25 protein-coding genes and 1 tRNA gene are annotated in these 24,740 nt (G+C 65.7%); 16 read left to right on the top strand and 10 right to left on the bottom strand.

Annotation, left to right across the window (positions count from 1 at the left end):
• Nucleotides 1-155: 155 nt before the first annotated feature.
• The 5 genes from rpiB (at nucleotide 156) to rpsD (ending at nucleotide 3,867) form a co-directional block, all read left to right on the top strand.
• Nucleotides 156-602, top strand: a complete 447-nt coding sequence (gene rpiB / locus H8M03_RS00480; RefSeq protein WP_187479841.1) for a ribose 5-phosphate isomerase B — start codon at nucleotides 156-158, stop codon at nucleotides 600-602.
• On the top strand, nucleotides 602-1,909 hold the full coding sequence (gene glyA, locus H8M03_RS00475) for a serine hydroxymethyltransferase (protein ID WP_187479840.1): 1,308 nt from the start codon (nucleotides 602-604) through the stop codon (nucleotides 1,907-1,909). The genes rpiB and glyA overlap by 1 nt, the downstream gene beginning before the upstream one ends.
• Before the next feature lie 34 nt (nucleotides 1,910-1,943).
• The gene (gene nrdR / locus H8M03_RS00470; RefSeq protein ID WP_187479839.1) at nucleotides 1,944-2,396 is read left to right on the top strand and encodes a transcriptional regulator NrdR; all 453 of its coding nucleotides are present in this window, start codon (nucleotides 1,944-1,946) and stop codon (nucleotides 2,394-2,396) included.
• Nucleotides 2,386-3,114: an RNA methyltransferase gene (locus tag H8M03_RS00465; protein WP_187479838.1), complete on the top strand. Its 729-nt coding sequence runs from the start codon at nucleotides 2,386-2,388 to the stop codon at nucleotides 3,112-3,114. The genes nrdR and H8M03_RS00465 overlap by 11 nt, the downstream gene beginning before the upstream one ends.
• Nucleotides 3,115-3,252: 138 nt before the next feature.
• Complete coding sequence (rpsD, locus tag H8M03_RS00460; protein WP_187479837.1) at nucleotides 3,253-3,867, top strand: 30S ribosomal protein S4; 615 nt, start codon at nucleotides 3,253-3,255, stop codon at nucleotides 3,865-3,867.
• 57 nt (nucleotides 3,868-3,924) lie between these two features.
• Here the strand turns inward: rpsD and H8M03_RS00455 are convergent, their stop codons facing one another.
• Both H8M03_RS00455 and H8M03_RS00450 read right to left on the bottom strand, forming a co-directional pair.
• Nucleotides 3,925-5,847 carry an alpha/beta hydrolase family protein gene (locus H8M03_RS00455; RefSeq protein ID WP_187479836.1) on the bottom strand — a complete coding sequence of 641 codons (1,923 nt, stop codon included), beginning with the start codon at nucleotides 5,845-5,847 and terminating at the stop codon, nucleotides 3,925-3,927.
• Nucleotides 5,848-5,921: 74 nt separating this feature from the next.
• Entirely contained in the window at nucleotides 5,922-7,685 is a 1,764-nt protein-coding gene (locus tag H8M03_RS00450) for a M61 family metallopeptidase (protein WP_187479835.1), read from the bottom strand.
• A 100-nt stretch (nucleotides 7,686-7,785) separates the two neighbouring features.
• On the opposite strand from H8M03_RS00450, the gene H8M03_RS00445 reads away from it, so the two are divergent.
• Both H8M03_RS00445 and aguB read left to right on the top strand, forming a co-directional pair.
• Nucleotides 7,786-8,760, top strand: a complete 975-nt coding sequence (locus tag H8M03_RS00445; protein WP_187479834.1) for an agmatine deiminase family protein — start codon at nucleotides 7,786-7,788, stop codon at nucleotides 8,758-8,760.
• Nucleotides 8,757-9,608 (top strand): N-carbamoylputrescine amidase, encoded by an 852-nt coding sequence (aguB, locus tag H8M03_RS00440; RefSeq protein WP_187479833.1) that lies wholly within the window; start codon nucleotides 8,757-8,759, stop codon nucleotides 9,606-9,608. Before H8M03_RS00445 ends, aguB begins: the two co-directional genes overlap by 4 nt.
• A 22-nt stretch (nucleotides 9,609-9,630) precedes the next feature.
• Here aguB and H8M03_RS00435 read toward each other — a convergent pair whose 3' ends face one another.
• A complete protein-coding gene (locus tag H8M03_RS00435) occupies nucleotides 9,631-9,948 on the bottom strand; it encodes an antibiotic biosynthesis monooxygenase family protein (protein ID WP_187479832.1) in 318 nt (105 codons plus the stop codon).
• 34 nt (nucleotides 9,949-9,982) lie between these two features.
• Between H8M03_RS00435 and folK the strand changes: the two genes are divergently transcribed.
• Nucleotides 9,983-10,513: a 2-amino-4-hydroxy-6-hydroxymethyldihydropteridine diphosphokinase gene (gene folK, locus H8M03_RS00430; RefSeq protein ID WP_246448938.1), complete on the top strand. Its 531-nt coding sequence runs from the start codon at nucleotides 9,983-9,985 to the stop codon at nucleotides 10,511-10,513.
• 16 nt (nucleotides 10,514-10,529) lie between these two features.
• Nucleotides 10,530-10,605: transfer RNA gene (locus H8M03_RS00425), tRNA-Lys, on the top strand.
• Between the two features lie 10 nt (nucleotides 10,606-10,615).
• Here the strand turns inward: H8M03_RS00425 and H8M03_RS00420 are convergent.
• The gene (locus tag H8M03_RS00420; protein WP_187479831.1) at nucleotides 10,616-11,587 is read right to left on the bottom strand and encodes an aspartyl protease family protein; all 972 of its coding nucleotides are present in this window, start codon (nucleotides 11,585-11,587) and stop codon (nucleotides 10,616-10,618) included.
• Between the two features lie 131 nt (nucleotides 11,588-11,718).
• On the opposite strand from H8M03_RS00420, the gene H8M03_RS00415 reads away from it, so the two are divergent.
• The 5 genes from H8M03_RS00415 to H8M03_RS00395 all read left to right on the top strand — a co-directional run bounded on the left by H8M03_RS00415 (nucleotide 11,719) and on the right by H8M03_RS00395 (nucleotide 15,666).
• Nucleotides 11,719-12,624, top strand: coding sequence for a TraB/GumN family protein (locus H8M03_RS00415; RefSeq protein ID WP_187479830.1), 906 nt, complete (start codon nucleotides 11,719-11,721; stop codon nucleotides 12,622-12,624).
• A gap of 231 nt (nucleotides 12,625-12,855) precedes the next feature.
• Complete coding sequence (locus H8M03_RS00410; protein WP_187479829.1) at nucleotides 12,856-13,659, top strand: TraB/GumN family protein; 804 nt, start codon at nucleotides 12,856-12,858, stop codon at nucleotides 13,657-13,659.
• 98 nt (nucleotides 13,660-13,757) lie between these two features.
• A complete protein-coding gene (locus tag H8M03_RS00405) occupies nucleotides 13,758-14,438 on the top strand; it encodes a 50S ribosomal protein L25/general stress protein Ctc (protein WP_187479828.1) in 681 nt (226 codons plus the stop codon).
• Between the two features lie 83 nt (nucleotides 14,439-14,521).
• Nucleotides 14,522-15,097, top strand: coding sequence for an aminoacyl-tRNA hydrolase (gene pth, locus H8M03_RS00400; RefSeq protein ID WP_187479827.1), 576 nt, complete (start codon nucleotides 14,522-14,524; stop codon nucleotides 15,095-15,097).
• Nucleotides 15,094-15,666 (top strand): TIGR02466 family protein, encoded by a 573-nt coding sequence (locus H8M03_RS00395; RefSeq protein ID WP_187479826.1) that lies wholly within the window; start codon nucleotides 15,094-15,096, stop codon nucleotides 15,664-15,666. The genes pth and H8M03_RS00395 overlap by 4 nt, the downstream gene beginning before the upstream one ends.
• Here H8M03_RS00395 and H8M03_RS00390 read toward each other — a convergent pair.
• Nucleotides 15,663-16,433, bottom strand: a complete 771-nt coding sequence (locus H8M03_RS00390) for a hypothetical protein (protein WP_187479825.1) — start codon at nucleotides 16,431-16,433, stop codon at nucleotides 15,663-15,665. The genes H8M03_RS00395 and H8M03_RS00390 overlap by 4 nt on opposite strands.
• A gap of 122 nt (nucleotides 16,434-16,555) precedes the next feature.
• Here H8M03_RS00390 and ychF point away from each other — a divergent pair, with 122 nt between their 5' ends.
• Nucleotides 16,556-17,656, top strand: a complete 1,101-nt coding sequence (ychF, locus tag H8M03_RS00385) for a redox-regulated ATPase YchF (protein WP_187479824.1) — start codon at nucleotides 16,556-16,558, stop codon at nucleotides 17,654-17,656.
• Here ychF and H8M03_RS00380 read toward each other — a convergent pair.
• The 3 genes from H8M03_RS00380 to H8M03_RS00370 all read right to left on the bottom strand — a co-directional run bounded on the left by H8M03_RS00380 (nucleotide 17,646) and on the right by H8M03_RS00370 (nucleotide 22,648).
• Nucleotides 17,646-18,194, bottom strand: coding sequence for a phosphatase PAP2 family protein (locus H8M03_RS00380; protein ID WP_187479823.1), 549 nt, complete (start codon nucleotides 18,192-18,194; stop codon nucleotides 17,646-17,648). The two genes, ychF and H8M03_RS00380, sit on opposite strands and share 11 nt — an antisense overlap.
• Before the next feature lie 127 nt (nucleotides 18,195-18,321).
• Nucleotides 18,322-20,964 (bottom strand): TonB-dependent receptor, encoded by a 2,643-nt coding sequence (locus H8M03_RS00375; RefSeq protein WP_187479822.1) that lies wholly within the window; start codon nucleotides 20,962-20,964, stop codon nucleotides 18,322-18,324.
• A gap of 97 nt (nucleotides 20,965-21,061) precedes the next feature.
• Complete coding sequence (locus tag H8M03_RS00370) at nucleotides 21,062-22,648, bottom strand: tetratricopeptide repeat-containing sulfotransferase family protein (protein ID WP_187479821.1); 1,587 nt, start codon at nucleotides 22,646-22,648, stop codon at nucleotides 21,062-21,064.
• Nucleotides 22,649-22,695: 47 nt separating this feature from the next.
• On the opposite strand from H8M03_RS00370, the gene H8M03_RS00365 reads away from it, so the two are divergent.
• Complete coding sequence (locus H8M03_RS00365) at nucleotides 22,696-23,148, top strand: MaoC family dehydratase (RefSeq protein ID WP_187479820.1); 453 nt, start codon at nucleotides 22,696-22,698, stop codon at nucleotides 23,146-23,148.
• Here the strand turns inward: H8M03_RS00365 and H8M03_RS00360 are convergent.
• Nucleotides 23,145-23,720, bottom strand: a complete 576-nt coding sequence (locus tag H8M03_RS00360) for a hypothetical protein (protein ID WP_187481088.1) — start codon at nucleotides 23,718-23,720, stop codon at nucleotides 23,145-23,147. The genes H8M03_RS00365 and H8M03_RS00360 overlap by 4 nt on opposite strands.
• A gap of 93 nt (nucleotides 23,721-23,813) precedes the next feature.
• Nucleotides 23,814-24,737 (bottom strand): cytochrome c1, encoded by a 924-nt coding sequence (locus H8M03_RS00355; RefSeq protein ID WP_187479819.1) that lies wholly within the window; start codon nucleotides 24,735-24,737, stop codon nucleotides 23,814-23,816.
• Nucleotides 24,738-24,740 lie beyond the last annotated feature (3 nt).

Genomic DNA, 24,740 nt, shown 5'->3' with positions numbered 1-24,740 from the left:
CGCGCGGTCCACTGGCGCAAGCCAGGCGGCCAAGCAGCGACGCACTCTCTCGCCCCATGCAGGTCGCGATGCACGCGTCCTCGCGACGGCAAATTTCTGCAGTCCGGCAGGCGGTCGGGGTGGCGAATCCGCGCCGCTTGGCCTAGGCGGCATGCATGCGCATCGCACTCTCCGCCGACCACGCCGGATATGCCCTCAAGGACGAGCTTGCCGACTGGCTTCGCGACACGGGTCACGACCTGCTCGACCTGGGTACCAATGGTCCGGACAGCGTCGATTATCCCCGCTACGGGGCCCTGCTCGCTGAGGCCATTGCCGACGGCCGGGCCGAACTCGGGATCACCGTGTGTGGATCGGGCATCGGCGTGGCGATTGCGGCCAATCGCAACCCGGCCTGCCGCTGCGCGCAGGTGGCCGAGCCCTTGTCTGCCCGCCTTGCCCGCCAGCATAACGACGCCAATGCCATCGCCCTTGGCGCCCGCCTGATCGGTTCGGAAATGGCCAAGGCATGCGTCACCGCCTTTCTCGACTCCGACTTTCTCGGCGACCGTCACCAGCGCCGGGTCGACCAGCTCTCTAAACTTCCGCAGGAAATCGACTGATGGCCAGCGCCGCCAACTTGAACGACGTCCAGCCCAAGGGCTTTTTCACCAGCACGCTTGGCCAGGCCGACACGGCCGTCGCCGACGCGATCAAGGCCGAACTGACCCGCGAACAGACGCAGATCGAGCTGATCGCGTCCGAGAATATCGTCTCCAGGGCTGTGCTCGAGGCGCAGGGCTCGGTGCTGACCAACAAATATGCCGAAGGCTATCCGGGCCGCCGCTATTATCAGGGCTGCGGGCCGTCGGATTCGGTCGAGACCCTGGCGATCGAACGCGCCAAGCAATTGTTCGGCTGCGGCTTCGCCAACGTCCAGCCGCATTCCGGCGCGCAGGCCAATGGCGCGGTCATGCTTGCATTGTGCAAGCCGGGCGACACGATCATGGGCATGAGCCTGGCCGCCGGCGGCCACCTGACCCACGGCGCCCCGCCGGCGCAGTCGGGCAAATGGTTCAACGCCGTCCAATATGGCGTGTGCGTGGACGATCATCTGATCGACTTCGAAGAGGTCGAACGGTTGGCCAAGGAGCACAGGCCGCGGCTGATCATCTGCGGCGGCTCGGCCTATCCGCGGCACATCGATTTCGCCCGGTTCCGCGCAATCTGCGACGAGGTTGGGGCGCTGCTGATGGTCGACATGGCGCATTTCGCCGGGCTGGTTGCGGCGGGCGAGCACCCCACCCCGTTCGGCCATGCCGATGTCGTCACCACCACCACCCACAAGACGCTGCGCGGCCCGCGCGGCGGCATGGTGCTGACCGATGACGAGGCTATCGCCAAGAAGATCAACTCGGCCGTGTTCCCGGGCCTTCAGGGCGGCCCACTGATGCACGTGATCGCTGCCAAGGCGGTCGCTTTCGGCGAAGCGTTGCAGCCTGATTTCAAGACCTACGCGCAGGCAGTCATCGCCAACGCCAAGACGCTGGCCGGACGGCTGAAGGAACGCGGCGCGGATCTGGTCGCCGGCGGCACCGACACGCACGTCGCGCTGGTCGACCTGCGCCCGCTGCGCCTGACCGGCAAGGACGCCGACGAAAGCCTCGAGCGGGCGGGCATCACCTGCAACAAGAACGGCGTGCCCTTCGACCCGCTACCGCCGATGAAGACCAGCGGCATTCGCGTCGGATCCCCCGCGGGCACCACGCGCGGGTTCGGAGAGGCGGAATTCCGCGACATCGCCGACATGGTCGCAGATGTCCTCGACGGACTGCAGGCCAATGGCCTCGACGGCAACGGCGGGGTCGAGGCGCAGGTCAACGAGCGCGTGCGCGCACTCTGCGCCCGCTTCCCGATCTACCAGGACTAAGTGCTTTGACATTTGTTCGTGCCGGCACTTCCTGATGCGCTGCCCCTTCTGCACCCACGAAACGAGCCAGGTGAAGGACAGCCGCCCGTCGGAAGACGGCGCGTCGATCCGCCGTCGCCGCCAGTGCGAAGCCTGCGGCGCCCGCTTCACAACCTTCGAACGCGTGCAGTTGCGCGACCTGACCGTGGTGAAGAAGGAAGGCGACAAGGAACCGTTCGATCGCGCCAAGCTGGAACGGTCGGTGTCCATCGCCTGCCGCAAGCGCGACATTTCGAACGAGCAGATCGAACGGCTGATCACGTCGATCCAGCGCCAGCTGGAAACCCGCGGCGACGAAGTGACCACGGCGCAGATCGGCGAAGCGGTGATGGACGGGCTGAAGGCGCTCGACCATGTTGCCTACATTCGCTTCGCCAGCGTCTACAAGGACTTCAGCGAGCCGGGCGACTTCGCCGAAATTGCCGGCGCGGTCGGCGATGGCAGCTAGCCCGCATCCCGCGATCGTCCTGGTCCGCCCGCAACTGGGGCAGAACATCGGCAAGGCGGCGCGGGCGATGCTCAACTTCGGGCTGACCGACATGCGGCTGGTCGCTCCGCGTGACGGGTGGCCCAACCCCGATGCCGGACCGGCCGCCAGCGGCGCCGACGTTGTGCTCGAACGCGCCCGGCTGTTCGACACGGTGCAGGAGGCGATCGCCGATTGTTCGACCGTCTATGCCTCCACCGTTCGCCGCCGCGACCTCGTCATGCCGGTGGTTACGCCCGAAGCAATGGCCGAAGACATTCACGCTTCCGACGCAGCTTCAGCAATCCTCTTCGGTCCGGAGAGGTCAGGGCTGGAGACCGAGGAAGTGGCGATGGCCACCGCGATCGTCACCGTTCCGATCAACCCGGAGTTCGGGTCGCTCAACCTGGCCCAGGCGGTGATCCTGCTGGCCTACGAATGGTCGAAGTCGAACACACTCGCCGTTCCGCCCGACAAGGAGTTGGAGCCGGCGGCCCCGCACGCGGAACTGGAAGGACTGATCGCGCAACTGGACAGCGAATTGTTCGACAAGGGCTATTTCCATCCGCCGTCGCGGACGCAGGCGACGCGCAACACCTTGCGCACCATCTTCACCAAGACCGGCTGGTCGTCGCGCGAGGTGAAGGCCATTCGCGGGGTCGTCCGGGCGCTGGTCGGACCGCCGCGAAACCGCGGCTGAGCTTGACCTTCCGGCGCCTTCCCCCTAGTTGCGCCGCTCGCAATTGACCCTGCACGTCCGGTGAAGCGGTGGTCGCGTCCAGCATATCGGCTGGGCGGTGCGGTTCCGGACACATGGAACGCAAGTTGGAGAAACGACGTGAGCAAGCGCTCTAGCGCCAAGTACAAACTCGACCGCCGCATGGGCGAAAACGTCTTCGGACGTCCCAAGAGCCCGGTCAACCGCCGCGAATATGGTCCCGGCCAGCACGGCCAGCGCCGCAAGGGCAAGTTGTCCGACTTCGGCATTCAGCTGCGCGCCAAGCAGAAGCTGAAGGGTTATTACGGCGACATCACCGAAAAGCAGTTCAAGCGCACCTACACCGAGGCCAGCGCGATGAAGGGCGACGCGTCGCAGAACCTTATCGGCCTGCTTGAGCGCCGGTTGGACATGATCGTCTATCGCGCCAAGTTCGCGCCGACGATCTGGGCCGCCCGCCAGCTGGTCAGCCACGGCCACATCCGCGTCAACGGCACGAAGTGCAACATCGCGTCGCGCCGCGTGAACGTGAACGACGTCATCGAACTGGGCCCGAAGGCGCAGGAAATGGCGCTGGTCATCGAGGCGCAGAGCCTAGCCGAGCGCGACGTGCCCGATTACGTCGTTCCCGACGGCACCTCGAAGGTCACCTACACCCGCGTCCCGACGCTGGACGAAGTGCCCTACCCGGTCCGCATGGAGCCGAACCTGGTCATCGAATTCTATTCGCGCTGATCCCTACGCGGCATCGCGAAAACGAAGGGCGGTCCCGCGGGGCCGCCCTTTTTCGTTTCAATGACCGATCGTCCGTTCGAGCATGTCGCCGATGCGCGTCAGCATTTCGGTCCGCGCGGTCCCGTCGTTGAGATAATGGTCGAGATGCTTGTAGCGCAGGAATTCGACCGGCGCCCCGGCGCGCTGGAGTGCGCGCTGCATCCGTTGGCTGTGCGCGACGCGCACATTGCTGTCGAGATCGCCGTGGACCAGCAACACCGGCACCTTGATCGCGTCCGCGGCAAGCACTGGAGACCCTTCGCGCAGGCTGGCCCCGGTGCCGATCGCCGCTTTCGACAGGTCCGAATTCTCGAAGCCTTCCGTGTCACGGCGCAAGGCGCCGAGGTCCGTGACCGGGGCGATTGCCACTATGGCCTTGTAGCGTGCGTCCGTCGCCGCCGACTTGAGCGCGGCAAACCCGCCGTAAGACCACCCGACGATCGCCATTCGTCCAGGATCGGCCAGGCCGGAGCTCACGGCCCAGTCGGCGCTATCGCGAATGTCGTTCATAGCGCGTTGCCAGTTGCGGAAAGCATTCTCGCCGAGGAACTCGTCGCCATAGCCGGACGAGCCGCGAAAGTTGGGCTGAACCACGGTGTAACCGCGGGCCGCGAGAAACTGCGCGAGCCAGTCGAAACCCCATTCGTCGCGAGCGCTCGGCCCGCCGTGGGGCAGGATGACCGTCGGCCGCGGACCGGATTGGCCAGGCTGGGCGGTGACGTAAGCAGGAATCATCGCCCCATCGCGGCTTTTGAAACTCATCGCTTTCACCGGCGCTAGCGGCACACCGTCAACCTCCGCCCGCGACAAGGTGACAATCTTCATTTCCTTGGTGGCACGGTCGAGCACGTAATACGCGCCCGGATCGGTCGGGCTGGACACGAACACCAGCAGCTTGCCACGATCGCGCGACATGCCGGCAAGGTCGATCAGCGGGTCGCCCGGCATCGCTTTCTTCAGGTTGGCGGCAAGCTTGGCGAATTCGGCGTCGGTGTAGACCACACGGGCACGGTCGTCGGTATAGCGATAGCCAATCACCGGCTCGCCCGGGCCAAGAACGATCGGCCCGTCGATATCGACCTGGGAATGGCGGGCGACGACCTCGCGCTGGTTTGACCCGTCGAGCGGCATTCGGAACAGCGCCTGCCGCCCATCGAGCGAGTCCATATAATAGAGCGAGTTCGACGAGCGATCGACCAGCAGCGGGTCGAAATCGTCGCTTTGCCCCGGCAGCGACTGCCATTTGTCGCTGCCCTGTGCGCGATAGCGGTAAAGATGCTGGCCGGTGCGCTGCTGGTCCGTGTCGCGAATGCCGGCACTGCTGAAACGCACCGTGCCGTGGCCGTCGGTAAGGAAATAGTCCACGGTGGAATCGCTGGGGACCACGGTGCTGATCCGGAACGGGTTGACCTGAACTCGGTCGACGCCGACGGCGTTGCCGCGCTGCGCGTAATTGCGCTGCATCAGAAACGCGCCCTGCTCATCGGGCAGCCAGTCGACGACGTTGCCATCGAACTGGTTGAGCGTCTGCCCTTCCGGATCGTCGCGGACCGCGAGCGACCGCGATTTCATCGTCCGCAGGTCGATCAAGGCACTGCGCGACAGGCCGATGATCATCGACCCGTAATGGCGGTTGACCGCAATCTTGCAGACGACGTGTTCGTTGGTCGCGAAGGCGCAGCCGCGCAGCCGCTCCGGCTGGCCGGTCGACCGGATTACGGCGGTTTCCTGTCCACTTGCAACGTCGAGCAGGGTCGCGATCGTTTCACTGCCCCGTCCACCGGCAAGATAGATCAGCCGTTTACCATCGGGCGACAGGTCGGCGGCGTAAGCCGATTCGAGAGCGCCGAAGCGGCTAGCGGCTTCGGCCACCGGCATAGGCACGGCATGGGCTGCACCGCTCAGCCAGCCGGCGAGCAATGCAATCGAAAGATTACGCAACACGGGTTCCTCCCCCAAGGTATCCGAGCGTTGGCGATCATGCCGATGGTATCGGCACTTGCAAGCCCGGCTGATCAGGCCTTCGGGTACGGCACCAGCAGCCAGCGTTCGAACAGCGCCTTTTGCGCGGCCGTGGGCGCCGTCACCGGCACCACTTTCGGGGCGCCGCGGGTGGTGCCGAGAGTCACGCGCTTTTCCATCGTCTCGTCGCGGCGCAGGTAGGATACGGTTACGACGTCGCCCGGCTTGCGACCGGCCAGCAGGTCTTCGATCTTGCCGACAGGCTTGCCATCGATCGCCACCAACGTGTCGCCGGCACCAAGGCCGGCGACCCACGCCGGACTGTCGCGTTCGACCAGTGCCAGCGCGATCCCGCGTTCCGCTGCTTTTCCCGACCAGCCGGCCCACGCCTTCGGGCCGTCCGGATAGGTCAGCTGCAGGCCGACCGGGTTGAGCAAGGCGTTGAAGTCGGCGGTCACCGGCGCGGTGACGTGTCGCGCCCACCACGGGACCCAGGATTGGCCGGTCAATTCCTGCAGCACGGCGAGCATGTCGGCATCGGTAAACCCGCGCCGGTCCGACGGAAACCGCTCGTATAGAACGCGATGGACGTCGCGGTAGGACACCCGCCCGCCGGTCTGTTGGAGCAGCGCCAGGTCGAGCATCCACGAAACAATCTGGCCTTCCGAATAGATGTTGACCCACGCGTTCTGCGACCGTTCCGCGTCGGCTGGCGAAATCCATTCGTCCCACGACGCCTGTGCGACCGACTGGACGGTGCGGCCGGGACGATGCTGGTTGCCGTCGATCAGCCCTGACAGCTCGTCGAAATATTCGGCCGGGGTGACCAGCCCGGCGCGCAACAACAGCGGCCAGGAAAAATATTCGGTCGATCCTTCCTCGACCCACAGCAGGTTGGTGTAGTTTTCCTTCTGGTAGTCATACGGCACCATCGCCGCGTTGCGGTACGCCTTCACGTTCCACGTATGGACGAATTCATGCGCGGCGGTGGCGATAAATCGCCGATAGCCGTCCGCATCGCCGAACATTGCCCGGGGCAACTGGATGACGGTGGAATTGCGGTGCTCGGTCGCGCCGCCGGCGCCGCTGGTGGCATGGACCATCCACACGTAGCGCTTGAACGGATAGGTCGGCCAATAGGCCGGGACGGCACCCGCGATGCGGCCCAGGTCGCTCGCCATCTTGTCGATGTCGTACGGCCCCTTGCCCCACACCACGAGCTCGTATTCCTGCGCGCCGACCTTGAACCGCCGGCTGGTGTTGATGCCGGTTTCGATGGGGGAATCGACCAGCTGGTCCCAGTTCGGCGCGACGAAGCGGTGCGGGCCCGCGGACTCCATGCCGGAGAAGCTTTGCCAGCCGCTTGGCACCTTGAGCGATACGCGGACGTCGTCGCCGCGATAGGGTTCGGCATACATCAGCACCGCGGAGGCATCGAGATAGGCGTGGCTGTCGTCGATGTGACGGCTGCGGTAGCCGAGTTCGTTGCCGTACAGCGCATAGCGCACGTTGACCGCCGCCGGGCGGTCGAGGTGAACGCGCCACGTGGACTTGTCGATCTTCTGCCAGCGCAGCGGCCGTCCGTTACCGTCCATCGCCACGAAATCGCTGACCCCGTTGGCCAGGTTGAGGATCGAATAGCGGCCGGTGCGCCAGGCCGGCATGCGCACGTCGAGGAAGGCGGCACTGGTTGTCGGGAAGGTCGCCGTCACCATGCTCGAATGATGTTCGGGGCTGGTCAGGTCGATCGCATAATCGACGGTCGCGGCCGCGGGCGAACCTGCGATCAGCAACAAGGCGGCAAGCGAATAGCGCATGGTCCCTCCTGACATGTCGCGGTCGACCTTAACGGCTTGCGGCCCGACCGCCAGACGGGACTTTGCCTTCGACCGGCGAAGGCGATAGGCGCTTGCGCCCATGGACACCCCCCTTCCCGAATGGGCGCCGCACGAAGCGGTCTGGATCGGATTTCCGTCGGACCCCGACCTGTGGCTGGACGATCTTGGCCCGGCGCAGCGCGAAGTCGCCGCCTTTGCCGAGGCGGTGCACGCCGGCGGCCGGGGCGAGCAGGTGTGGCTGGTTGCCGCCAATAACGAGGCCGCCGCGGCCGCGCGGACGCTGGCGCCCTTTGCACGCGTCGTGGTCGAACCGTTCGGCGACATCTGGCTGCGCGACACCGGCCCCATCGTGGTCGGGTCGGGCGCGGCCCGCCGCGCGCAGGGTTTCCGCTTCAACGGCTGGGGCGGCAAATACGACCTGCCCGGCGACGACACGATCGGCGCGCGGATCGCGGGCGGGGCCGGTCTCGACTATGCGCAGGCGGGCTGGATCCTCGAAGGCGGCGCGATCGACCATGACGGGACCGGCACGGTCGTCACCACCGAGCAATGCCTACTCAACCCCAACCGCAATCCGGACATGGCGCGCGTGGACGTGGAAGGCGCGCTGGCCCGCGATCTCGGGTTCAGCCGCTGCATCTGGCTGGGCGAGGGCCTCGCCAACGACCACACCGACGGCCATGTCGACAATCTCGCGCGGTTCGTCGCGCCCGGCCGCGTCGCCATCCCGGCGGCTGCCGAGGACGATCCGAACGCCGGCGTCTATCGCGACGCCGCGCAACGCCTGGCCGACAGCGGGCTGGAGATCGTCACCTTGCCTTCGCCCGGGCGCGTTCTCAACGACGATGGCGACATCGTCCCGGCCAGCTACATGAACTTCTACATCGGCAATGCGGCGGTGGTGGTTCCCCAATATGGCGCGGCCAACGATGCGGCGGCGGTCGCCGCGGTGCAGGCGCTGTTCCCGGACCGCGTTGCAATCGGGCTTCGCGCTGACCATGTGCTGACCGGGGGCGGAAGCTTCCACTGCATCAGCCAACAGGTCCCGCAATGAGCACAGTCACCGTTGCCGCCATTCAGCTCGCTTTCGGCGAGGATACGGATGAGAACATCCGCAACGTCGGCGAAGTCGTGCGCGAAGCGGCCGGCATGGGCGCGCAGGTGGTGTTGCCGCCGGAGCTGTTCGAAGGCCCCTATTTCTGCCGCGAGGAAGACGAGAGCCTGTTCGCCAACGCCAGGCCGACCGACGAGCATCCGTCCGTGGTGGCGATGCGCCAGCTGGCGGACGAGCTGAAAATCTGGATCCCGACCAGCTTTTTCGAGGCCGACGGGCCGCACCATTACAATTCGCTGGCGATGATCGCCCCCGACGGCAAGGTCGCCGGCGTTTATCGCAAGAGCCATATTCCCGACGGTCCGGGATATGAGGAAAAATTCTATTTCCGCCCCGGCAACACTGGCTTCAAGGTGTGGAACGGCCCGGACAGGAGCACGCTCGGCGTCGGGGTGTGCTGGGACCAATGGTATCCGGAAACCGCGCGGGCGATGATGCTGATGGGCGCTGATATCCTCTTCTACCCGACCGCGATCGGGTCGGAACCGCACGATCCCGACCTTGACACATCGCGGCTGTGGCGGCGGGCGATGGTCGGCCATGCGGTCAGCAACGTCGTGCCCGTGGTTGCGGCCAACCGCATCGGCACCGAGGGCGGGCAGCGTTTCTACGGGCACAGCTTCATCTGCGACGAACGCGGGGACATGCTGGCCGAATTCGGCGCGGAAGAAACCGGCGCGCTGGTTGCCGAACTCGACCTGGCCGCGGCGAAGAAGCACCGCGCCGCCTTCGGCTTCTTCCGCGACCGCCGGCCGGAGCTTTATGGGCGACTGACCCAGGACATCTGAGGACGTTTCAGCGCGTCGGCAGTTATCCGCCGACAATGATGAAATGCTCAACCTTTTCCGGCCGTTCGACGAGATACTTGTCGTCTTCGGGATAATAACGGGCTTGGTCGACCGGGCTTCCGGCGAAGGCGGCAATATCCGCCATCGATCGCCACCAGCTGAGCGTCATGATTTCCGTTCGCCCGTCGCCAAGATCGCGGGTGGCCAGCTGGGCACCCAGATTTCCCTTGGTCTCGACATAGCCGGCAAGGCCGGTCTTGCGGACGTAGGCGACGTACGCCTTGGCATCTTCGCTGCGAACGACGCCCGTCCAGCGCCGGACGATCTGCTGGTCCTGCATTGTCTTCCCTGTCTTGCCAGCCGCCGTTGATGAATTGGCGGCGCTTCCCCATAGCGGCCTCGCATCATTTCCGGGGCACAAATTGTCGCAACTCTACGCCATCGCCATCGGGTCGAACCGGCCGCACGGCCGTTTCGGCCGGCCACCGCAGGTGGTGGAAGCGGCCATCGCGCGCCTCGACCGGGATTTCAGCCTGTTCGACGCCGCGCCGATCCTGATCAACAAGGCGCATGGGCCCGCCGGCCGCGACTTCGCCAATTCCGTCGCGCTGGTCGAAAGCGACCTTGAACCGCTCGAGCTGCTAAGCCGGCTCAAGGGCATCGAGTGCGACTTCGGCCGGCGGCCGGGACGGCGCTGGGGCGCACGAGTGCTGGATCTCGACATCGTCGACTGGACCGGCGGTCCGTGGCGGTCGCGAACCTTGCGCATCCCCCACCCGGCGGCCGCGGATCGCGCCTTTGTCATCGCGCCGCTGGCGGCGATCGCGCCGGGCTGGCAGCTTGCCGCCCCGCTTTATGCTCGCCACTTCGCCCACCGCCTTGCCCGCAGGCGTCCGCGACGGTAACGCGGCCCCGCTGGTAGGGCCCTTAGCTCAGTCGGTAGAGCAACTGACTTTTAATCAGTAGGTCGCTGGTTCGAACCCAGCAGGGCTCACCAGTATTTCCGCCTAGCGTGCGGCGAGCAGGATTTCGTCGCGGCTGCTGCTGTCGCGCAAAAGCACGCGCAGCTTGCGGTTGGCGAAGTCGATCGAGACCTTCCGGAACGCCTTCAGCGCATTCATGCCGAGCAGCAGCGCCGGCTTGTCGTCGAGCCCGAGCTTATGAAAAGTGTGCGCGGGGGCGAACACGACCGCTAACTGCTTTAGCTTCACGTCGCGCATCTCGAGCTCCTTAAGGAACATATATTCGCCGGGCAGCATCGCGCCGGTCACCGACTGCAGCTCGACCGGGCCGCTGCTGGTCAGTTGCCCGCCGCGAGCCAGGCGCTGGCGCAGCGCCTCGTTGCCGACGGTGATTTCGGATCCGGTATCCAGCACCACGGTAACCGGCGTGTCGTCGGCCAGCGCGTTGGTGACGATCAACCGCCCGTTCTTCAGCCGCCCGGTGACGATGATCGTGCCGTCGTCGCGCTCGACCGGCTGCTGCGACGGGACGATGGTCATCCGGTTGCGGTCGAAATCGAACACCACCCGCTGCGAGCGCAGCGAGTCGGTGCCGAGAATGCCGTCGGCGCCCATGTGATCGGCCTCCAGCACCGGCGCCTCGGCGATCTTGATCTGGCCGGCATTGCCCAATTGCATGGCCGGCAGCTGCACGGTGCGGACCGCGCTGACCCCGGTCATGGAATGCAGCGAGACGCCTTCGCCCGGAAGCAACGAAAGGCGGTTGACCAGCGAACTGGAGACCGCCGTGCTGTCGGCGCCGGTGTCGACCAGGAAGCGATAGGGTCCGGCTCCGGAAATCGTCACGCCGACCGTCAGCCGGTCGTCGATGTCGCGGCGGATGGCGACATCCTTCGCCTGCGTTTCGCGATCGACCGCGCCCCGTTCGGTTTCGAGGATCGACGGCGGTGCCGGCGCGCGGATCGGAACAGGAGCAGCGGCGGCCGCGGCGAGAAGGAGGAAAGGCAAAGAACTCATGCTGGAGTCTCCACGTTGCGACGATCCTACACCGTCGCAACGCAGCCCGCCATGCCCGTGTTTTCGGACCGCGACGGTTGGCGTTCAGCTTTGCGCCCCTATCTCAGTGACGATCAACTGGAGATTTGCCGGTGCTGGCCACTTTCAAGCGTTACCTTGCCCCCCTTGCAGCCCTGTTCGCCGTCCCGGCCGCGGTATCGGCCGCGCCCGCTCCGGCGAGCGTGGAGACGGCGAAGCCCGCGCTGTGGGAAGTGTCCGACCCGGACACCACCATCTATCTGTTCGGCACCATCCACCTGCTGCCCGAAAATTATGCCTGGCGGACGAAGGCGATCGACACTGCGATCAGCCGGTCGGAAAGCCTCGTGGTCGAAACCATCGTCGACGACAAGAACCCGAAGGAATTGATCGAGGCGATGACCCGGCTGGGCTATTCGCCGGGGCAGTTGCCGCTGGCCGAGCGAGTCCCGGCGGAAAAGCGCCAGATGCTCGAGACCGCGATCGCCAAGACCGGCATCCCGCGCCCGATCTTCGACAAGATGGAAACCTGGGTGGCGGCTTTCTCGCTGCTGGGCGTCCAGTTCGCCGACATCGGCGTCAAGGGTCAGCACGGGGTCGAGCAGACCTTGCGCGACGCGTTCGGCACGGCCGGCAAGACCATCGGCCAGCTGGAAACCAACGCCGAGCAATTGAGCTTCTTCGACACCCTGCCCGAACAGGCGCAGCGCGAGCTTCTGGAAGGCGCCATCGAGGCGCCCGAGAAGATGGGCGCGGACTTTACCGCGATGTTGCGCAGCTGGGCGCGCGGCGACGTCGACGCCATCGCCAAGACCTTCAATTCCGAGCTGGGCAGCTCTCCGGCCATCCGCGACGCCTTGCTGGTCCGCCGCAACGCCAACTGGAGCCAGTGGGTGGAACAACGCCTGGCCAAGCCCGGGACCGTTCTGGTCGCGGTCGGCGCCGGCCACCTCGCGGGGCCGGACTCGGTGCAGGACCTGCTTCAGCGCGAAGGCTACAAGGTTCGCCGCCTGCAATAGCCGAGTGTAGCTAAATAGCTGCGGCGGGGGGTGAAAAATCCACTTTCCGCGCTTTGCCCTAGACATTTGTTAACGGCTGGGTGACCATCCTGCCTGCGGTATCGGGCGGGGGCCACGAACCACCGGTTATCAAGGGTGCGGTGATCCGCGCCATCGGTGCATTGCGCCGAAGAGCGGTCACACGATCATGATGCCGGAGGCGTCTCGTCCGATTTGGGATTGGAGGCGCGCATGCTCATGTCGTCCATGCTAATCGGAGCGTCACTGGCGGCGTCGCCCGTGCCGCCGGCCGCACGGCAGGATGTCATCCCGCAGGACCGCTATCCGGCGCTGTGGGTGATCAACGACGCGGATACCGTCATCTATCTCTTCGGCACCTTCCACGCCCTCGACAGCCGGTCCGAATGGTTCGGCCAGGCGGTCAAGACCGCCTTCACCGAATCCGACCAGCTGATCCTCGAAACGCTGGTGCCGCGGCCCGAGCTGGCGCCGCCACCGCCGCCGCCGGTCGGCGCGGGCAATATTGAACGCATCCCGGTTGCCCGGTCTTCCTTTCTTGGCGACAGCAACGCCGTGATGAAGGCCGGCCGGTCCAACGGCCTGTCCTACGATCATGGCGCGGACGCGGTGCTGCGCTATGCCGCCGCGGCCGCAGGCAAGCCGGTCGGCGAGCTGGAAAGCTTCGCCTTCCAGATCCGCATGTTCAGCGCTTTGCCCCCGGCCCCGCAGGCCGGCGCCCAGATGGTAAATGGCGAAGACGGGATGGCCGCGTTGCTGACCCAGCTGAAGGCCGCATGGAATCGCGGCGACATCGACAGCTTTTCGCCGATGCTGATGAAGATGCGCGACCAGTCGCCGCAAATGTACCGGACATTGTTCGTCGAGCGCAATTCGCGCTGGGCGCAGTGGATCGCGCAGCGGCTGGAGACACCCGGAACGGTGTTCGTCGCGGTCGGCGCGGGCCATCTGAGCGGCCCCGACAGCGTGCAGAACCAGCTGGCGTGGCGCGGAGTCCGGTCGGCCCGCGTCAACTAGGTTTGCCAAGGCGCACCGGCTCCACTATAGGCGCCCCTCCCCCGGCCATGGTCATCCCTGGAGGCGTGGCGGGGTCATTCTAGTTGGAGACAAGCGAAATGAGCGAACAGCTGACGCTGCCCGCTGAGCCGCGCGAACGGGCTGGCAAGGGAGCCTCCCGTGCACTGCGCCGCGACGGACGGGTACCTGCCGTGATCTACGGCGACAAACAGGAACCGGTTGGAGTGCATGTCGAGGAAAAGCGCCTCGCCAAGATGCTGTCCACCGGCCACTTCATGAATTCGGTCATCATGGTCGAGGTCGACGGCAAGGCCAGCCGCACGCTCCCCAAGGACGTGCAGTTCCACCCCGTCACCAGCCGCCCCATCCACGTCGACTTCCTGCGCATCAGCGAGCATGCCCAGGTGCACGTCAACGTGCCGGTGCGCTTCCTTGATGAAGAACAATCCCCGGGTCTCAAGCGCGGCGGCGTTCTCAACGTCGTCCGTCACGATCTCGAACTGATCTGCGACGCCGCGTCGATCCCTGACGAAATCGGCATCTCGCTGGCCGGACTCGACATCGGCGACGCCATCCACATCAGCCACGTGACCCTGCCCGAGGGCGCGAAGTCGGCGATCGACGATCGCGACTTCACGGTGGCGACGCTGGTCGCTCCGTCGGCGATGAAGTCCGAAGCCGATGGCGAAGACAGCGAAGCGCCGGCCGCGGACGAAGTCCCGGCAACCGCACAGGACGGCGATGAGCCGGAAGGCGACGGCGAGGGCGGCGAGGAATAATTCTCCGCCAGGCGAAGTTCAGGAGCCGCTCGCCCGCAAGGGCGGGCGGTTTCTTTTTGTCCCGCCCGCGCTAGGGAAACCCGATGCAGGTCTGGGCCGGTCTCGGCAATCCCGGCGCGCAATATGCGCTCCATCGCCACAACGTCGGTTTCATGGTGGCGGACGCCATCGCGGAGCTGAACGGCTTTGGCCCGTGGACCAAGAAATTCCGCAGCCTGGTCAGCGAAGGCCGCATCGGGCGAAGCAAGGTGCTGCTGGTCAAGCCGCAGACCTTCATGAACGTCAGCGGCGATGCGGTGCAGCAGGCCCTGCGCTTCTACAAGCTCGACCCCGACTCCCTCACCGTCTTCCACGACGAGCTCGATCTTGCGCCGATGAAGGTCAAGGTGAAGATCGGCGGCGGCACGGCGGGGCATAACGGCCTGCGCTCGATCGACGCCCACCTGGGACCTGATTTCCGCCGCGTGCGCATCGGCATCGGCCATCCGGGCCACAAGGACCGGGTTACGTCCTACGTGCTGGGCAATTACGCTAAAGCTGAAATGGAGCCACTGTCCGACCTGCTGGCCGCCATCGGCGATGAGGCCGGATGGCTGGCCAATGGCGACGAGGTTCGCTTCATGACCGAGGTCGCCCGCCTGACCCAGGACGAACGATGAGCATCCGCCGGCTCTTCCCGACCCTGCTTTACGATGTCGCGATCGACGACGCCTTGTTGCCGGAGCTGGCCCATTCCATCCGCTCGCTCGCCGCCGACGACGAGGCCGGCCAGCGCTGGAGCGAGGAGCATCGCTTCGCCGGCTACACCAGCTATGCCTCGCTCAACGACCTGCCCCTTCGCGATCCGGCCTTTGCCGACCTTGCCCGATTGCTAACCCGCCATGCGCGCAGGCTCGCCGCGCAGCTAAGCTGGGACGCGAAGCCCAGGCTCGACAGCCTGTGGGTCAACCTGCTGGCAGGCGGCGGCCATCACAGCGCGCATATCCATCCCCACAGCATCCTGTCCGGGACCCTCTACGTCGAGGTGCCCGAGGGCGCCGGAGCGATCCGCTTCGAGGATCCGCGGCTGCCGATGATGATGGCGGCACCGACACGCGCGGGCGCCTTCCACACCGTCGAACCGCGGCCGGGCATGCTGTTGCTATGGGAAAGTTGGTTACGCCACGAAGTGTTGCCCGGCACCGGCGAGGCCGAGCGGCTGAGCATTTCCTTCAACTTCGCCGCCTAAGGCGCGAAACCGAAATCCTTCGGGTCGATCTTGGCTGCGGGCACGGCGGCGTCGGTGACGATGTCGGCGGCAAGCAGCGGGTCAAGCACGTCCTTCGCGCGTTCCATCGCAATCTGGACCGCAAAGCCAAACGCCGACGGCCGGCGCTGCGGCAGGACCTGGTATAGGTCGAGTGCCTCCTTCGCGGCGGGCCAGTAGGCCGCGATCGCTTCGCGCATGGGAAGGACAGGCCGGTGCGGCTCCGCGATCCGGCTGGCGCCGAATTCTTCGGTCCCGACGGTCGCGGCGACATGCTTCATCACCGCATGCACGCGTTCGAGGGTGACCGGCGCGCCAAGGCCGTGAGCCGCGCCCAGCGCCAGGCTAAGCAGTGCATGTTCGCTTTCCAGCAAAAGGGTGTTGGGCACATCGCCGAAATAATAGGTCCGGCCGTCGCGGCCTTCGGCAACCATCATGCCGATGTCCTTGGGCGACTGGCCCGACAGTTTCAGCGTGTAGTGGACGGCGACGATGCAGGCGAAGCCGCCGCACGCGCCGAGGATCGCCAGCAGGTCCTCGATCCGGGTCCCCCGCTCGGGCTGGGCAATCCGGAAATAGAGGTCGTCGAACAGGACTCGCCCGGCCAGTTGCGCGCGGACGTTGATATTGCCGGCCGCTTCCTCCCGGCGCAGCGTGTTGAGCACGGCTTCGTGACTGGGATGCTCGGCCGGAGAGGATTGCGGTCGCGGCTGCGGCGCCGCCTGGTTGAGCCCTTTGCGTCCGAACATTGCCTTACTCCCCCACAGTTGCCGAACGGAATAGCGGCGGAAGGTAAAAGACTGGTCAAAGGTTGGCGGCGCGGGACCGAGCGGCTAAGCGCCACGGCAATTCCTGACATCCTGGAGTAACCATGGGCTTCCGCTGCGGCATCGTCGGCCTGCCGAACGTCGGCAAATCGACCCTTTTCAACGCGCTTACCGAAACGGCGGCGGCGCAGGCGGCCAATTATCCGTTCTGCACGATCGAACCGAACGTCGGCCGCGTCGCCGTGCCCGACGCGCGGCTGGACCGGATCCGCGAGATCGCCGCTTCGGCGCAGGAAATCGAAACCCAGATCGAATTCGTCGACATCGCCGGGCTGGTACGCGGCGCCAGCAAGGGCGAGGGCCTAGGTAACCAGTTCCTGGCCAACATCCGGGAAGTCGACGCGATCGTCCATGTCCTGCGCTGTTTCGAGGAAGGCGACGTCACCCATGTCGAGGGCCGCGTCGACCCGATCGCCGACGCTGACACGGTCGAGACCGAGCTCATGCTGGCCGATCTGGACTCGCTGGAACGGCGCGTGCCGAACCTGGTCAAGAAAGCGCAGCAGGGCGACAAGGAAGCCAAGGTCGAAGCCAGCGTGCTTGGCCAGGCGCTGGACCTGCTGCGCGAATCCAAGCCTGCCCGGCTGACGCAGCCCAAGGATGTCGAGGAAGAAAAAGCGCTGCAGCGCGCGCAGTTGCTAACCGCCAAGCCGGTGCTGTACGTATGCAACGTGGATGAAGGCGATGCCGCCAGCGGCAACGCGCTGTCCGCGCGGGTGGAAGACAAGGCCAAGGCCGAAGGCGCCGTCGCGGTGGTTATTTCCGCCGCCATCGAGGCCGAGATCGCCACCCTGCCCGAAGAGGAGCGCGACGCCTTCCTGTCCGACTTGGGCCTGGAGGAAACCGGGCTGAACCGGATGATCAACGCGGCCTATCAGCTGCTCGGACTGATCACTTTCTACACGGCAGGGCCCAAGGAATCGCGCGCCTGGACCGTGCGCAAGGGCGCCAAGGCACCCGAAGCGGCCGGCGAGATCCATAGCGATTTCGAGCGCGGGTTTATCCGCGCCGAGACCATCGGCTATGACGACTTCATCACCTGCGGCGGGGAGAGCGGCGCGCGCGATGCGGGCAAGCTGCGGTCGGAAGGCAAGGAGTATGTCGTCAAGGACGGCGACGTGATGCTGTTCCGCTTCAACGTTTAGGGACGAACAGCCGCTCCGCCACCGGCAAAGCGATCAGCACCCACAAGGCGCCAAAGGCCCAGCCGCCGACCACATCGCTGGGCCAGTGCACGCCAAGCACCAGCCGGCTCAGCCCGACCAGGACCGCGATCGACAGCCCGATGGCCAGCGCCACGTTGCGAAAGCGCGTGTCGCCGAACAGGATCAGCGCCAGCGCCACCCACAGGATCATAGAATTGGCGGCATGGCCGCTGGGGAAGGACGGGTTGCTGACCGGCACCAGATGCGCCTCGATCTCCGGGCGCAGGCGCAGGATCGAATATTTCTGCGCGCTCACCAGCAGGCGTCCGCCGAACACGACCGCGAGCAGCGCGAAGCCGCGGCGCGGGTGCTTCATGACCAGCAGGATCGCCGCCCCCAGCGTGGCGAACAGGACGGACACCGGCGCATTGCCGAACACCGTGATGAACTGCGCGATGGCGACGGCCGTCGGATTGTCGCCGGCATAGAACATCGCGAGGATGCGGCCATCGGCGGCGCCCGCTCCGAGCGACAGCATTGCCAGCCATACAGCGGCGAGGCCCGCGATCGGCCAGGCGGCGTGGCGCGGGCGTGCCCGCCAGGGGAGGTCCAGACCTGTCACGCCCGTTCCCTAGCTGGCGCAACTGGCCCGGGCTAGACGGCGGCTAGAAGCGGGTGCCGAGACGGATTCCGATAGTGCGCGGACGCCCGGCCTGGATCTTCGTTTGCGTGCAGATGCTGCAGGCGACGAAGCGGACCAGCTCGTTGCGTTCGTCGAACAGGTTCGTCGCGAACAGTTCGGCGGTGTAATCGGCCCACGAATAGCCGGCAAACAGGTCGACCAAGGTCGACGCGTGCAAGCGGCCGAGGAAATCGTTGGGGTTCGATCCGCCACCGATGTCCCGGCGAATGTCGACCGGGGCGGAGCCCTGGTAGCTGAGGCTGCCCTGGACGTGCGCCCGGCCGTTCCACATCGGCCACGCATAGCGCGCGGTGGTCGAAAATTTGAACTTCGGCGTGACCGGCAGCCGGGTGCCCGCGGGCGTGACGATGAAATCCTGGAAATCGTCGTCCGGATCGTTCGGATCGTTGACGTACAGCGTCGAGCAGTCCGGCGCCGGGTCGAAGCTGGCGTTGCAGATATTCTGCTTCGTCTTGGCATCGGTATAGGCCGCCGCGGCCGTCAGGTTGAGGCCGCCCCCGGTGTAGGAAAGGTCGGTCTCGACGCCGTTGATGCGCGCGTCGCGGCCGTTCTGGATGACGGTCAGGCTGTTTTCGCCGAGGAAGCTGAACTGCAGTTTCTTCCACACCTGGTGATAGATGGCTCCGTTCCAGCGGACCGCGCCGAACCCGGTCTTCCAACCCAGTTCGTAATTGCTCAGATAGTCCGGCTGGTAGGCCGGCGCGTTGGGCTGACGATTGATGCCGCCGGGGCGAAAACCGCGCGACCAGGTGGCATAGAACATCAGATCTTCCTGCGGCTTCCACTTGGCGCTGAGCCGGTGCGTGAAGCCGTCGCCCTTGCTCCGCCGCGGCACGGCAACGCCGTCCACCACATTGCCGACGTTGGTGCACGGCGTGTCCGCGACCCCGCCCGACGCCAGCGGCGAGTCTTCGTCGTTGAGCAGTTGTTCGCCGTTGACGGTCAGGCAGCGACGATAGCCCGAGCTGCCGCCGACCGCGTTGGGCGGGACCAGCCACGTGTCCTCGTCGAAATTGGGATTCTTGCCGAAGCCGGCGAAGCCGAACAGGCTGTTGTCATATTTGAACAGGCGTCCGCCAGCGACCAGCGTGACCTGCGGCGTGACGTCGAATTCCGCTTCGCCGAACAGCGCCCAGTCCTTGTCCTTGCGGTCCTGCAGGGTCAGCCAAACGGTGCCCGGATAGCCATTCACCGACAGGTCGGGCGACACGCCGTCGACCTTGTAATCCTGGTAAATCTCGTTGGTTTGGCGCTGGTAGAAGGCGCCCGCCAACACTCGGAACGGCCACTCCGCGGGTGTCGAGACCCGCAGCTCGTGGCTCATCTTCTTAAAGTGCTCGGTGCCGACGATATATTGCGTCGGGTCGACGTTGTTGCCGGCGGAATCCTGGAAATAGAAGTAGTTGGCCAGACCACCGAGGCTTTCGTAATAAGCGTCGTAGGCGGCGGTATAGTCGCTGTAATCCTGGATGCTGGACGTCGGGCGGTCCATGTAGGCCGCCGCGTAGGTCAGGTCGAAGTTCGAAATCTTCCCCTCGATGGTCAGCGCGACCTGGGTGAATTCGTCCTTGTAGAATTCGTCGCCGCGATAGCGTTGCACGTCGAGGTCGCCGAGCGTCGGGTCGAACGCGCCGAAGCCGTCGACCTTCGAATATTGGTGCATGACGGTTGGCGTCGCGGTCCAATTCTCGTTGAGGTCGATCTTCAGCGCCGCGCGGCCGCCATAGGTCGTGCGCTCGTTGATGTCGTTTTCGACGAAGGCCGCATTGTCGAGCGAGAAGCCGTTGTAGACGCAGCCATCGGGGGTCGCGTCGCCGCAATAGGTGCGGGTGCCCGGCACGTTGTCGATGAAGCCGGCGTCGTGCTGGTAGAATGCGATCGCGCGCAGCGCCATGCTGGGCGACAGCGGCACGTTGATCATGCCTTCCAGGCTGCCGCCGATCCCGCCGTGAGCGACCGAATTCAGCTCCCCGTCGACACGGCCGTAGGTGGACTTGAGGTCGGGCTTGTTGGTGATGATACGGATGGTGCCAGCCTGGCTCGACGCGCCGTACAGCGTGCCCTGCGGACCGGCGAGGCTTTCGATCCGGGCGATGTCGTAGATGTGGACGTCGAGCGCGCCGCCGACCGTCGTCACCGGCTGTTCGTCGAGGTACACGCCGACGGACGGCAAGGAGCCAGAATGGTTGCCGTCGCCGCCGGTCGCGACGCCGCGCATGTAGATGACCGTGCCGCCGGACTGGGAGGTGTTGAAGCTGACCGAGGGCAGCTGCTTCACGTAATCCTGGAAGTCGGAGATGTTGAGCTGATCCAGCCGGCGCGTGCCGATCGCCTGGATCGACAGCGCCACGTCCTGCAGGTTCTCCTCACGCTTCTGCGCGGTGACGATGATTTCCGTCGTGTCCGGCGCAACGCCGTCGAGCGCCTGCTCGACCTGCGGCAGAGGCGACGTGACGTTGGTCGCGTTGGTGTTGGGCGCAGGCGATTCGGTGGTGTCGGCCGGCGGCACGATCTCCGGCGTATTATCCTGCGCAAAAGCCGGCGAGGTCAGCGCGGTCGTCGCGAACAGCCCCAGTGCGAACAAACGATAATCGGTCTTGGTCATCGGAATGCCCCCACTCCGGTTGAATGTCGTGATAGCGACAGAGCGGCCCGGCCTTGTCAATCGAGATTTTGCGGCAGTGCAGCAAAACGTGCCGATCTCAGGGGGCAGGCGCCTCCGGATAGGCGTCAAGCACCGGGCCTAGCGCGGCCTTCAGCGGCGCCAAATGGGCCTCGTAGGCGCGCCATTCGTCGGTCGAGTCGCGATAGATCGGCTGGCGCACTTGCTCCGAGCTCGGTGTGCGCACCGCGCGCTCGGTCTTGTGAAAGTCCATGCAGGCGGACTCGAACTCCAGCCCGCAATATTCGAGCAGCCGCCGAACCTCGGTCTCCGTATCGTCGACCATGCGTTCGTAGATCACGCGGTGGACGCGGCCGGGCAGGACAGCGTCGACGTGCGCCATCAGCCGCACATAATCGGCGTAATAGGTGCCGACATCCGCCAGATCGTAAGCAAAGGTCTGGCCGCGCGCGAAATGCTGGCGGAAATTGGACAGGCAGCATCCCAGCGGGTGCCGACGGGCATCGATGATCCGCGCCCGTGGCAGGATCAGCTGGATGAACGGCACGAACATCCAGTTGTTGGGCAGCTTGTCGACGAAGAACGGGCGGTCGGTGCGCCGCTGGACCCCGCTGCGCCGGAGATAGTTTTCGCCAAGCGCGCGACGCTGGTCCTCGCTCAATTCCAGAATGCCGTCGGGATAGCGCCCGTTCTCGTTGGCCAGCAGAGGGATGTCGGGCAGTTCCGACGTGCCTTCGATCAGGCTGTGCGACGACAATATCTGTTCGACCAGGGTCGATCCGGCGCGCGGCATGCCGACGATGAATATGGGATCGGGCGCATCGCAGCCGCCCTCGCGCTTCGCCAGAGCCGCGCCGGTGAAGGCGGCGATACTGCGGTCGACCAGCCGGGTGACCTCGTCCGACCGGTAGGGATGCCGATCCAGCCGGATGGCGTTGCCCTGCGCATAATGGTCGAACGCCTGGTCGAACGACTGGGCGTCGTGCATCGCCTTGCCCAGCGCGAAATGCAGGTGCAGCCGGTCATCCGGATCCGTCGCGCCGGCAAGCGCCGTTTCCATCGCCCCGATATCAGCCGGGTCGAAATGTACGGTCTTGAGGTTGGCGAGGCTCCACCACGCTTCGCCGAACTCGGGCCGCAGCGCGATCGCCCGGCGATAGGCAGCGATCCCGTCTTCCAGGCGGCCGACCGTCTTCAGCATGTGGCCGTAGCTCAGCCACACCCGCGGCTGGCGCGGAGAGCGGGCGAGTACCTCTTCGTACAGGCCGATCGCCGGTTCGAAATCGCCCAGCCGGCCAAGGGTCGCGGCCTTCAGGTTCCAGTGATTGAGCCCGTCGGGTTCGGCGGCGAAGACCTCGTCGAGGACATCCAGCGCTTCCGCCGGACGGCCCGAACGGCCGAGCACCAGCGCGAGATTGGCTTTTGGCGCGTTCCAGCCCGGGGCCAGATCGACCGCGCGGCGAAGCAGCGTTTCGGCATCGCGCCAGCGGCCGATGCGCGCGGCAAGCTCGGCCAGCATGCGCACCGCCCGGGCATCGAACGGATTGTCCTGCAGGTGCGGCTTGAGCAGGCGTTCGGCGACATCCAGCCGATTGGCGTTGAGCGCGATCGCGGCCTCGACGAGGCGCGGATGAAATCGCCCGGAAAGACTGGCCTGCCCTGTCACGAACAGCTGTGTAGCGCGCGCATCGAGCGCCCGCTATGCGCGAGGGCATGATCTATTTCGAAGATTTGGAAGTAGGCGCCGAAAGCTATTTCGGATCCTATGCGGTCACCCGCGAGGAAGTGGTCGACTTCGCCCGCAAATACGACCCGCAGCCGTTTCACCTGTCCGACGAAGCGGCGGCCAAAACCCATTTCGGGCGGTTGTCGGCCAGCGGCTGGCACACCTGCGCGATGGTCATGGCGGTCATCGCGCGCAAGGTCGTCGATGAGGAGCAGGCCGGTCTGGGTTCCCCCGGCATCGACGAATTGCGCTGGCTAAAGCCGGTTTACCCGGGCGACACGCTGCACGTTCGCGGAGAGATCGTCGAGAAGACGCCGTCGGGGTCGAAGCCGGAAATCGGTTCCTTCCGCACGCGCACCACCGTCACCAACCAGGACGATGTCCCGGTGATGACGATGGTGTCGATCGTGCTGATCCGGCGGAGGCCGGACGAAGCCTAGTCCTGCTGCGTGCGGACGTTGCGGTTGGGGCGCCGTTCGCCGCGGCGGGTGCCGTCGTTGCGGTTGGCCGTGCGAGCTCCGCGATCGAAGTCGCTCCAGTTTTCGCGGATCGTCTGCTGACGAGAGTCGCGGTTCGGCGTCGCCTGGACTGCACGCTGGCGCCGCTGCGACCAGTAATCGCGCTGATGGTTCGACCAGCGATGGGGCCGGCGATAGCGGTCGTAAACGTAATAGCCGGAGCCGGGGTAATAATAGTCGCCCATCCAGCCCCAGTACGGGGTGCCGCCATAGCCACCGTAGCCGCCATATCCGCCGTAGGGATCGAAGCCGTAGCCGCCGCCATAGCCATACGGATTGTACCCGTATCCGCCATAGTTGCCGTAACGCCCGTAGCCGCCGTAGCCGGAGCCAACGCTGACGCCGACCGAGACGCCGCTGCGGCCGTAATTGTTGTAACCGTTATAGCCGCCGTAGCCGCCGCCATAGGGGCCGTAGCCGCCCATGCCGTAGGCGCAGCCGCCCAGTGCCAGCGAGCCGGCCGAAAGCAAAAGTGCAATGGATGTGCGCATCATTCCCTCCGTACGCGAGGTACATCTACTCAATGCGTACGGGAGATGCGCGTTCCCTAATGTCGCTAAGGTGAACGCCGCGCCGCGGCGTCCAGCCTAGTTGGGCATGCCCGCGTCTTCGCTCGCCTGGCGCCGCTTCGCGGTGTTGTCCGGGTCGAGCGGGCCGATCGGGCGCACCTTGCGCTTTTCGGTCTGCCAGATGTTGCGATAGGCGAGATAGCCGAAGATCGCGCCGAACAGCAGGAAGATCACCACCGCCAAGCCGGATGCATGGCGTCGCGCCAGATTGGGCTCGGCCGCCCACACCAGGAACGCCGATACGTCGGTCGCCATCTGCTGCACGCTGGGCTTGGTACCGTCGGCATAGCTGACCTGCCCTTCGGCGGTCAGCGGCGGCGGCATGGCAAGGTTGAGGTTGGCGAAATAGGGATTGTAGTGGAGCCCCGGCGGGGTCTTCGCCGCAGGGAATTTCTCCACCAGTTCGGCCGGCTGCCGCGCATAGCCGGTCAGCAGCGAGTAGATGTACGCCGCGCCGCCTTCACGCGCCTTGGTGATCAGCGACAGGTCGGGCGGAAGCGCGTTGTTGTTCGCCGCGCGGGCCGCGGTTTCGTTGGCATAGGGCGACGGGAACTTGTCGGGCGGGGTCGCCTTGCGCGTGGCCGCTTCGCCGGTTTCCGGATTGATCGACGGAACTTCGATCTGCCACTGATCGGCGATCGCCTTCACTTCGGCCTCGGTATAGCCGAGCGCGTGAAGGTCGCGGAAAGCGACCAGGTTCAGGCCGTGGCAGGCGGCGCAAACTTCCTTGTAGACCTGGAAGCCGCGCTGCAGCTGCTGTTCGTCGAACTTGCCGAAGGGGCCGTCGCTGGCGAGGTGCAGCGCCTTGGGATGCTTGTGGAATTCTTCCTCGGCGGTCGGCTCGTGCGGGCTCGAGAAATAGTCGGACGCCGTCCCCCACAGCGAGATCAGCAGCGCGAAAGCGAAAGCCGCGCCGACAAATCCGAGTATCCAGCGAATCATTGA

Source organism: Sphingomonas sabuli, assembly GCF_014352855.1.
Taxonomy (GTDB): Bacteria; Pseudomonadota; Alphaproteobacteria; order Sphingomonadales; family Sphingomonadaceae; genus Sphingomicrobium; species Sphingomicrobium sabuli.
This window is presented reverse-complemented; position numbering and strand designations above follow the sequence as displayed.

What these genes read in the sequence shown, in the direction of transcription:
- H8M03_RS00375 (WP_187479822.1), bottom strand. Translation starts at nt 20,964, where the DNA reads ATGACCAAGACCGATTATCGTTTGTTCGCACTGGGGCTGTTCGCGACG.
- H8M03_RS00355 (WP_187479819.1), bottom strand. Translation starts at nt 24,737, where the DNA reads ATGATTCGCTGGATACTCGGATTTGTCGGCGCGGCTTTCGCTTTCGCG.
- rpiB (WP_187479841.1), top strand. Translation starts at nt 156, where the DNA reads ATGCGCATCGCACTCTCCGCCGACCACGCCGGATATGCCCTCAAGGAC.
- H8M03_RS00390 (WP_187479825.1), bottom strand. Translation starts at nt 16,433, where the DNA reads ATGTTCGGACGCAAAGGGCTCAACCAGGCGGCGCCGCAGCCGCGACCG.
- H8M03_RS00410 (WP_187479829.1), top strand. Translation starts at nt 12,856, where the DNA reads ATGCTCATGTCGTCCATGCTAATCGGAGCGTCACTGGCGGCGTCGCCC.
- H8M03_RS00365 (WP_187479820.1), top strand. Translation starts at nt 22,696, where the DNA reads ATGATCTATTTCGAAGATTTGGAAGTAGGCGCCGAAAGCTATTTCGGA.
- H8M03_RS00360 (WP_187481088.1), bottom strand. Translation starts at nt 23,720, where the DNA reads ATGATGCGCACATCCATTGCACTTTTGCTTTCGGCCGGCTCGCTGGCA.
- ychF (WP_187479824.1), top strand. Translation starts at nt 16,556, where the DNA reads ATGGGCTTCCGCTGCGGCATCGTCGGCCTGCCGAACGTCGGCAAATCG.
- H8M03_RS00435 (WP_187479832.1), bottom strand. Translation starts at nt 9,948, where the DNA reads ATGCAGGACCAGCAGATCGTCCGGCGCTGGACGGGCGTCGTTCGCAGC.
- aguB (WP_187479833.1), top strand. Translation starts at nt 8,757, where the DNA reads ATGAGCACAGTCACCGTTGCCGCCATTCAGCTCGCTTTCGGCGAGGAT.
- H8M03_RS00420 (WP_187479831.1), bottom strand. Translation starts at nt 11,587, where the DNA reads ATGAGTTCTTTGCCTTTCCTCCTTCTCGCCGCGGCCGCCGCTGCTCCT.
- H8M03_RS00445 (WP_187479834.1), top strand. Translation starts at nt 7,786, where the DNA reads ATGGACACCCCCCTTCCCGAATGGGCGCCGCACGAAGCGGTCTGGATC.
- glyA (WP_187479840.1), top strand. Translation starts at nt 602, where the DNA reads ATGGCCAGCGCCGCCAACTTGAACGACGTCCAGCCCAAGGGCTTTTTC.
- H8M03_RS00395 (WP_187479826.1), top strand. Translation starts at nt 15,094, where the DNA reads ATGAGCATCCGCCGGCTCTTCCCGACCCTGCTTTACGATGTCGCGATC.
- pth (WP_187479827.1), top strand. Translation starts at nt 14,522, where the DNA reads ATGCAGGTCTGGGCCGGTCTCGGCAATCCCGGCGCGCAATATGCGCTC.
- H8M03_RS00465 (WP_187479838.1), top strand. Translation starts at nt 2,386, where the DNA reads ATGGCAGCTAGCCCGCATCCCGCGATCGTCCTGGTCCGCCCGCAACTG.
- H8M03_RS00380 (WP_187479823.1), bottom strand. Translation starts at nt 18,194, where the DNA reads ATGCTGTCGCTCGGAGCGGGCGCCGCCGATGGCCGCATCCTCGCGATG.
- H8M03_RS00405 (WP_187479828.1), top strand. Translation starts at nt 13,758, where the DNA reads ATGAGCGAACAGCTGACGCTGCCCGCTGAGCCGCGCGAACGGGCTGGC.
- nrdR (WP_187479839.1), top strand. Translation starts at nt 1,944, where the DNA reads ATGCGCTGCCCCTTCTGCACCCACGAAACGAGCCAGGTGAAGGACAGC.
- H8M03_RS00450 (WP_187479835.1), bottom strand. Translation starts at nt 7,685, where the DNA reads ATGCGCTATTCGCTTGCCGCCTTGTTGCTGATCGCAGGTTCGCCCGCG.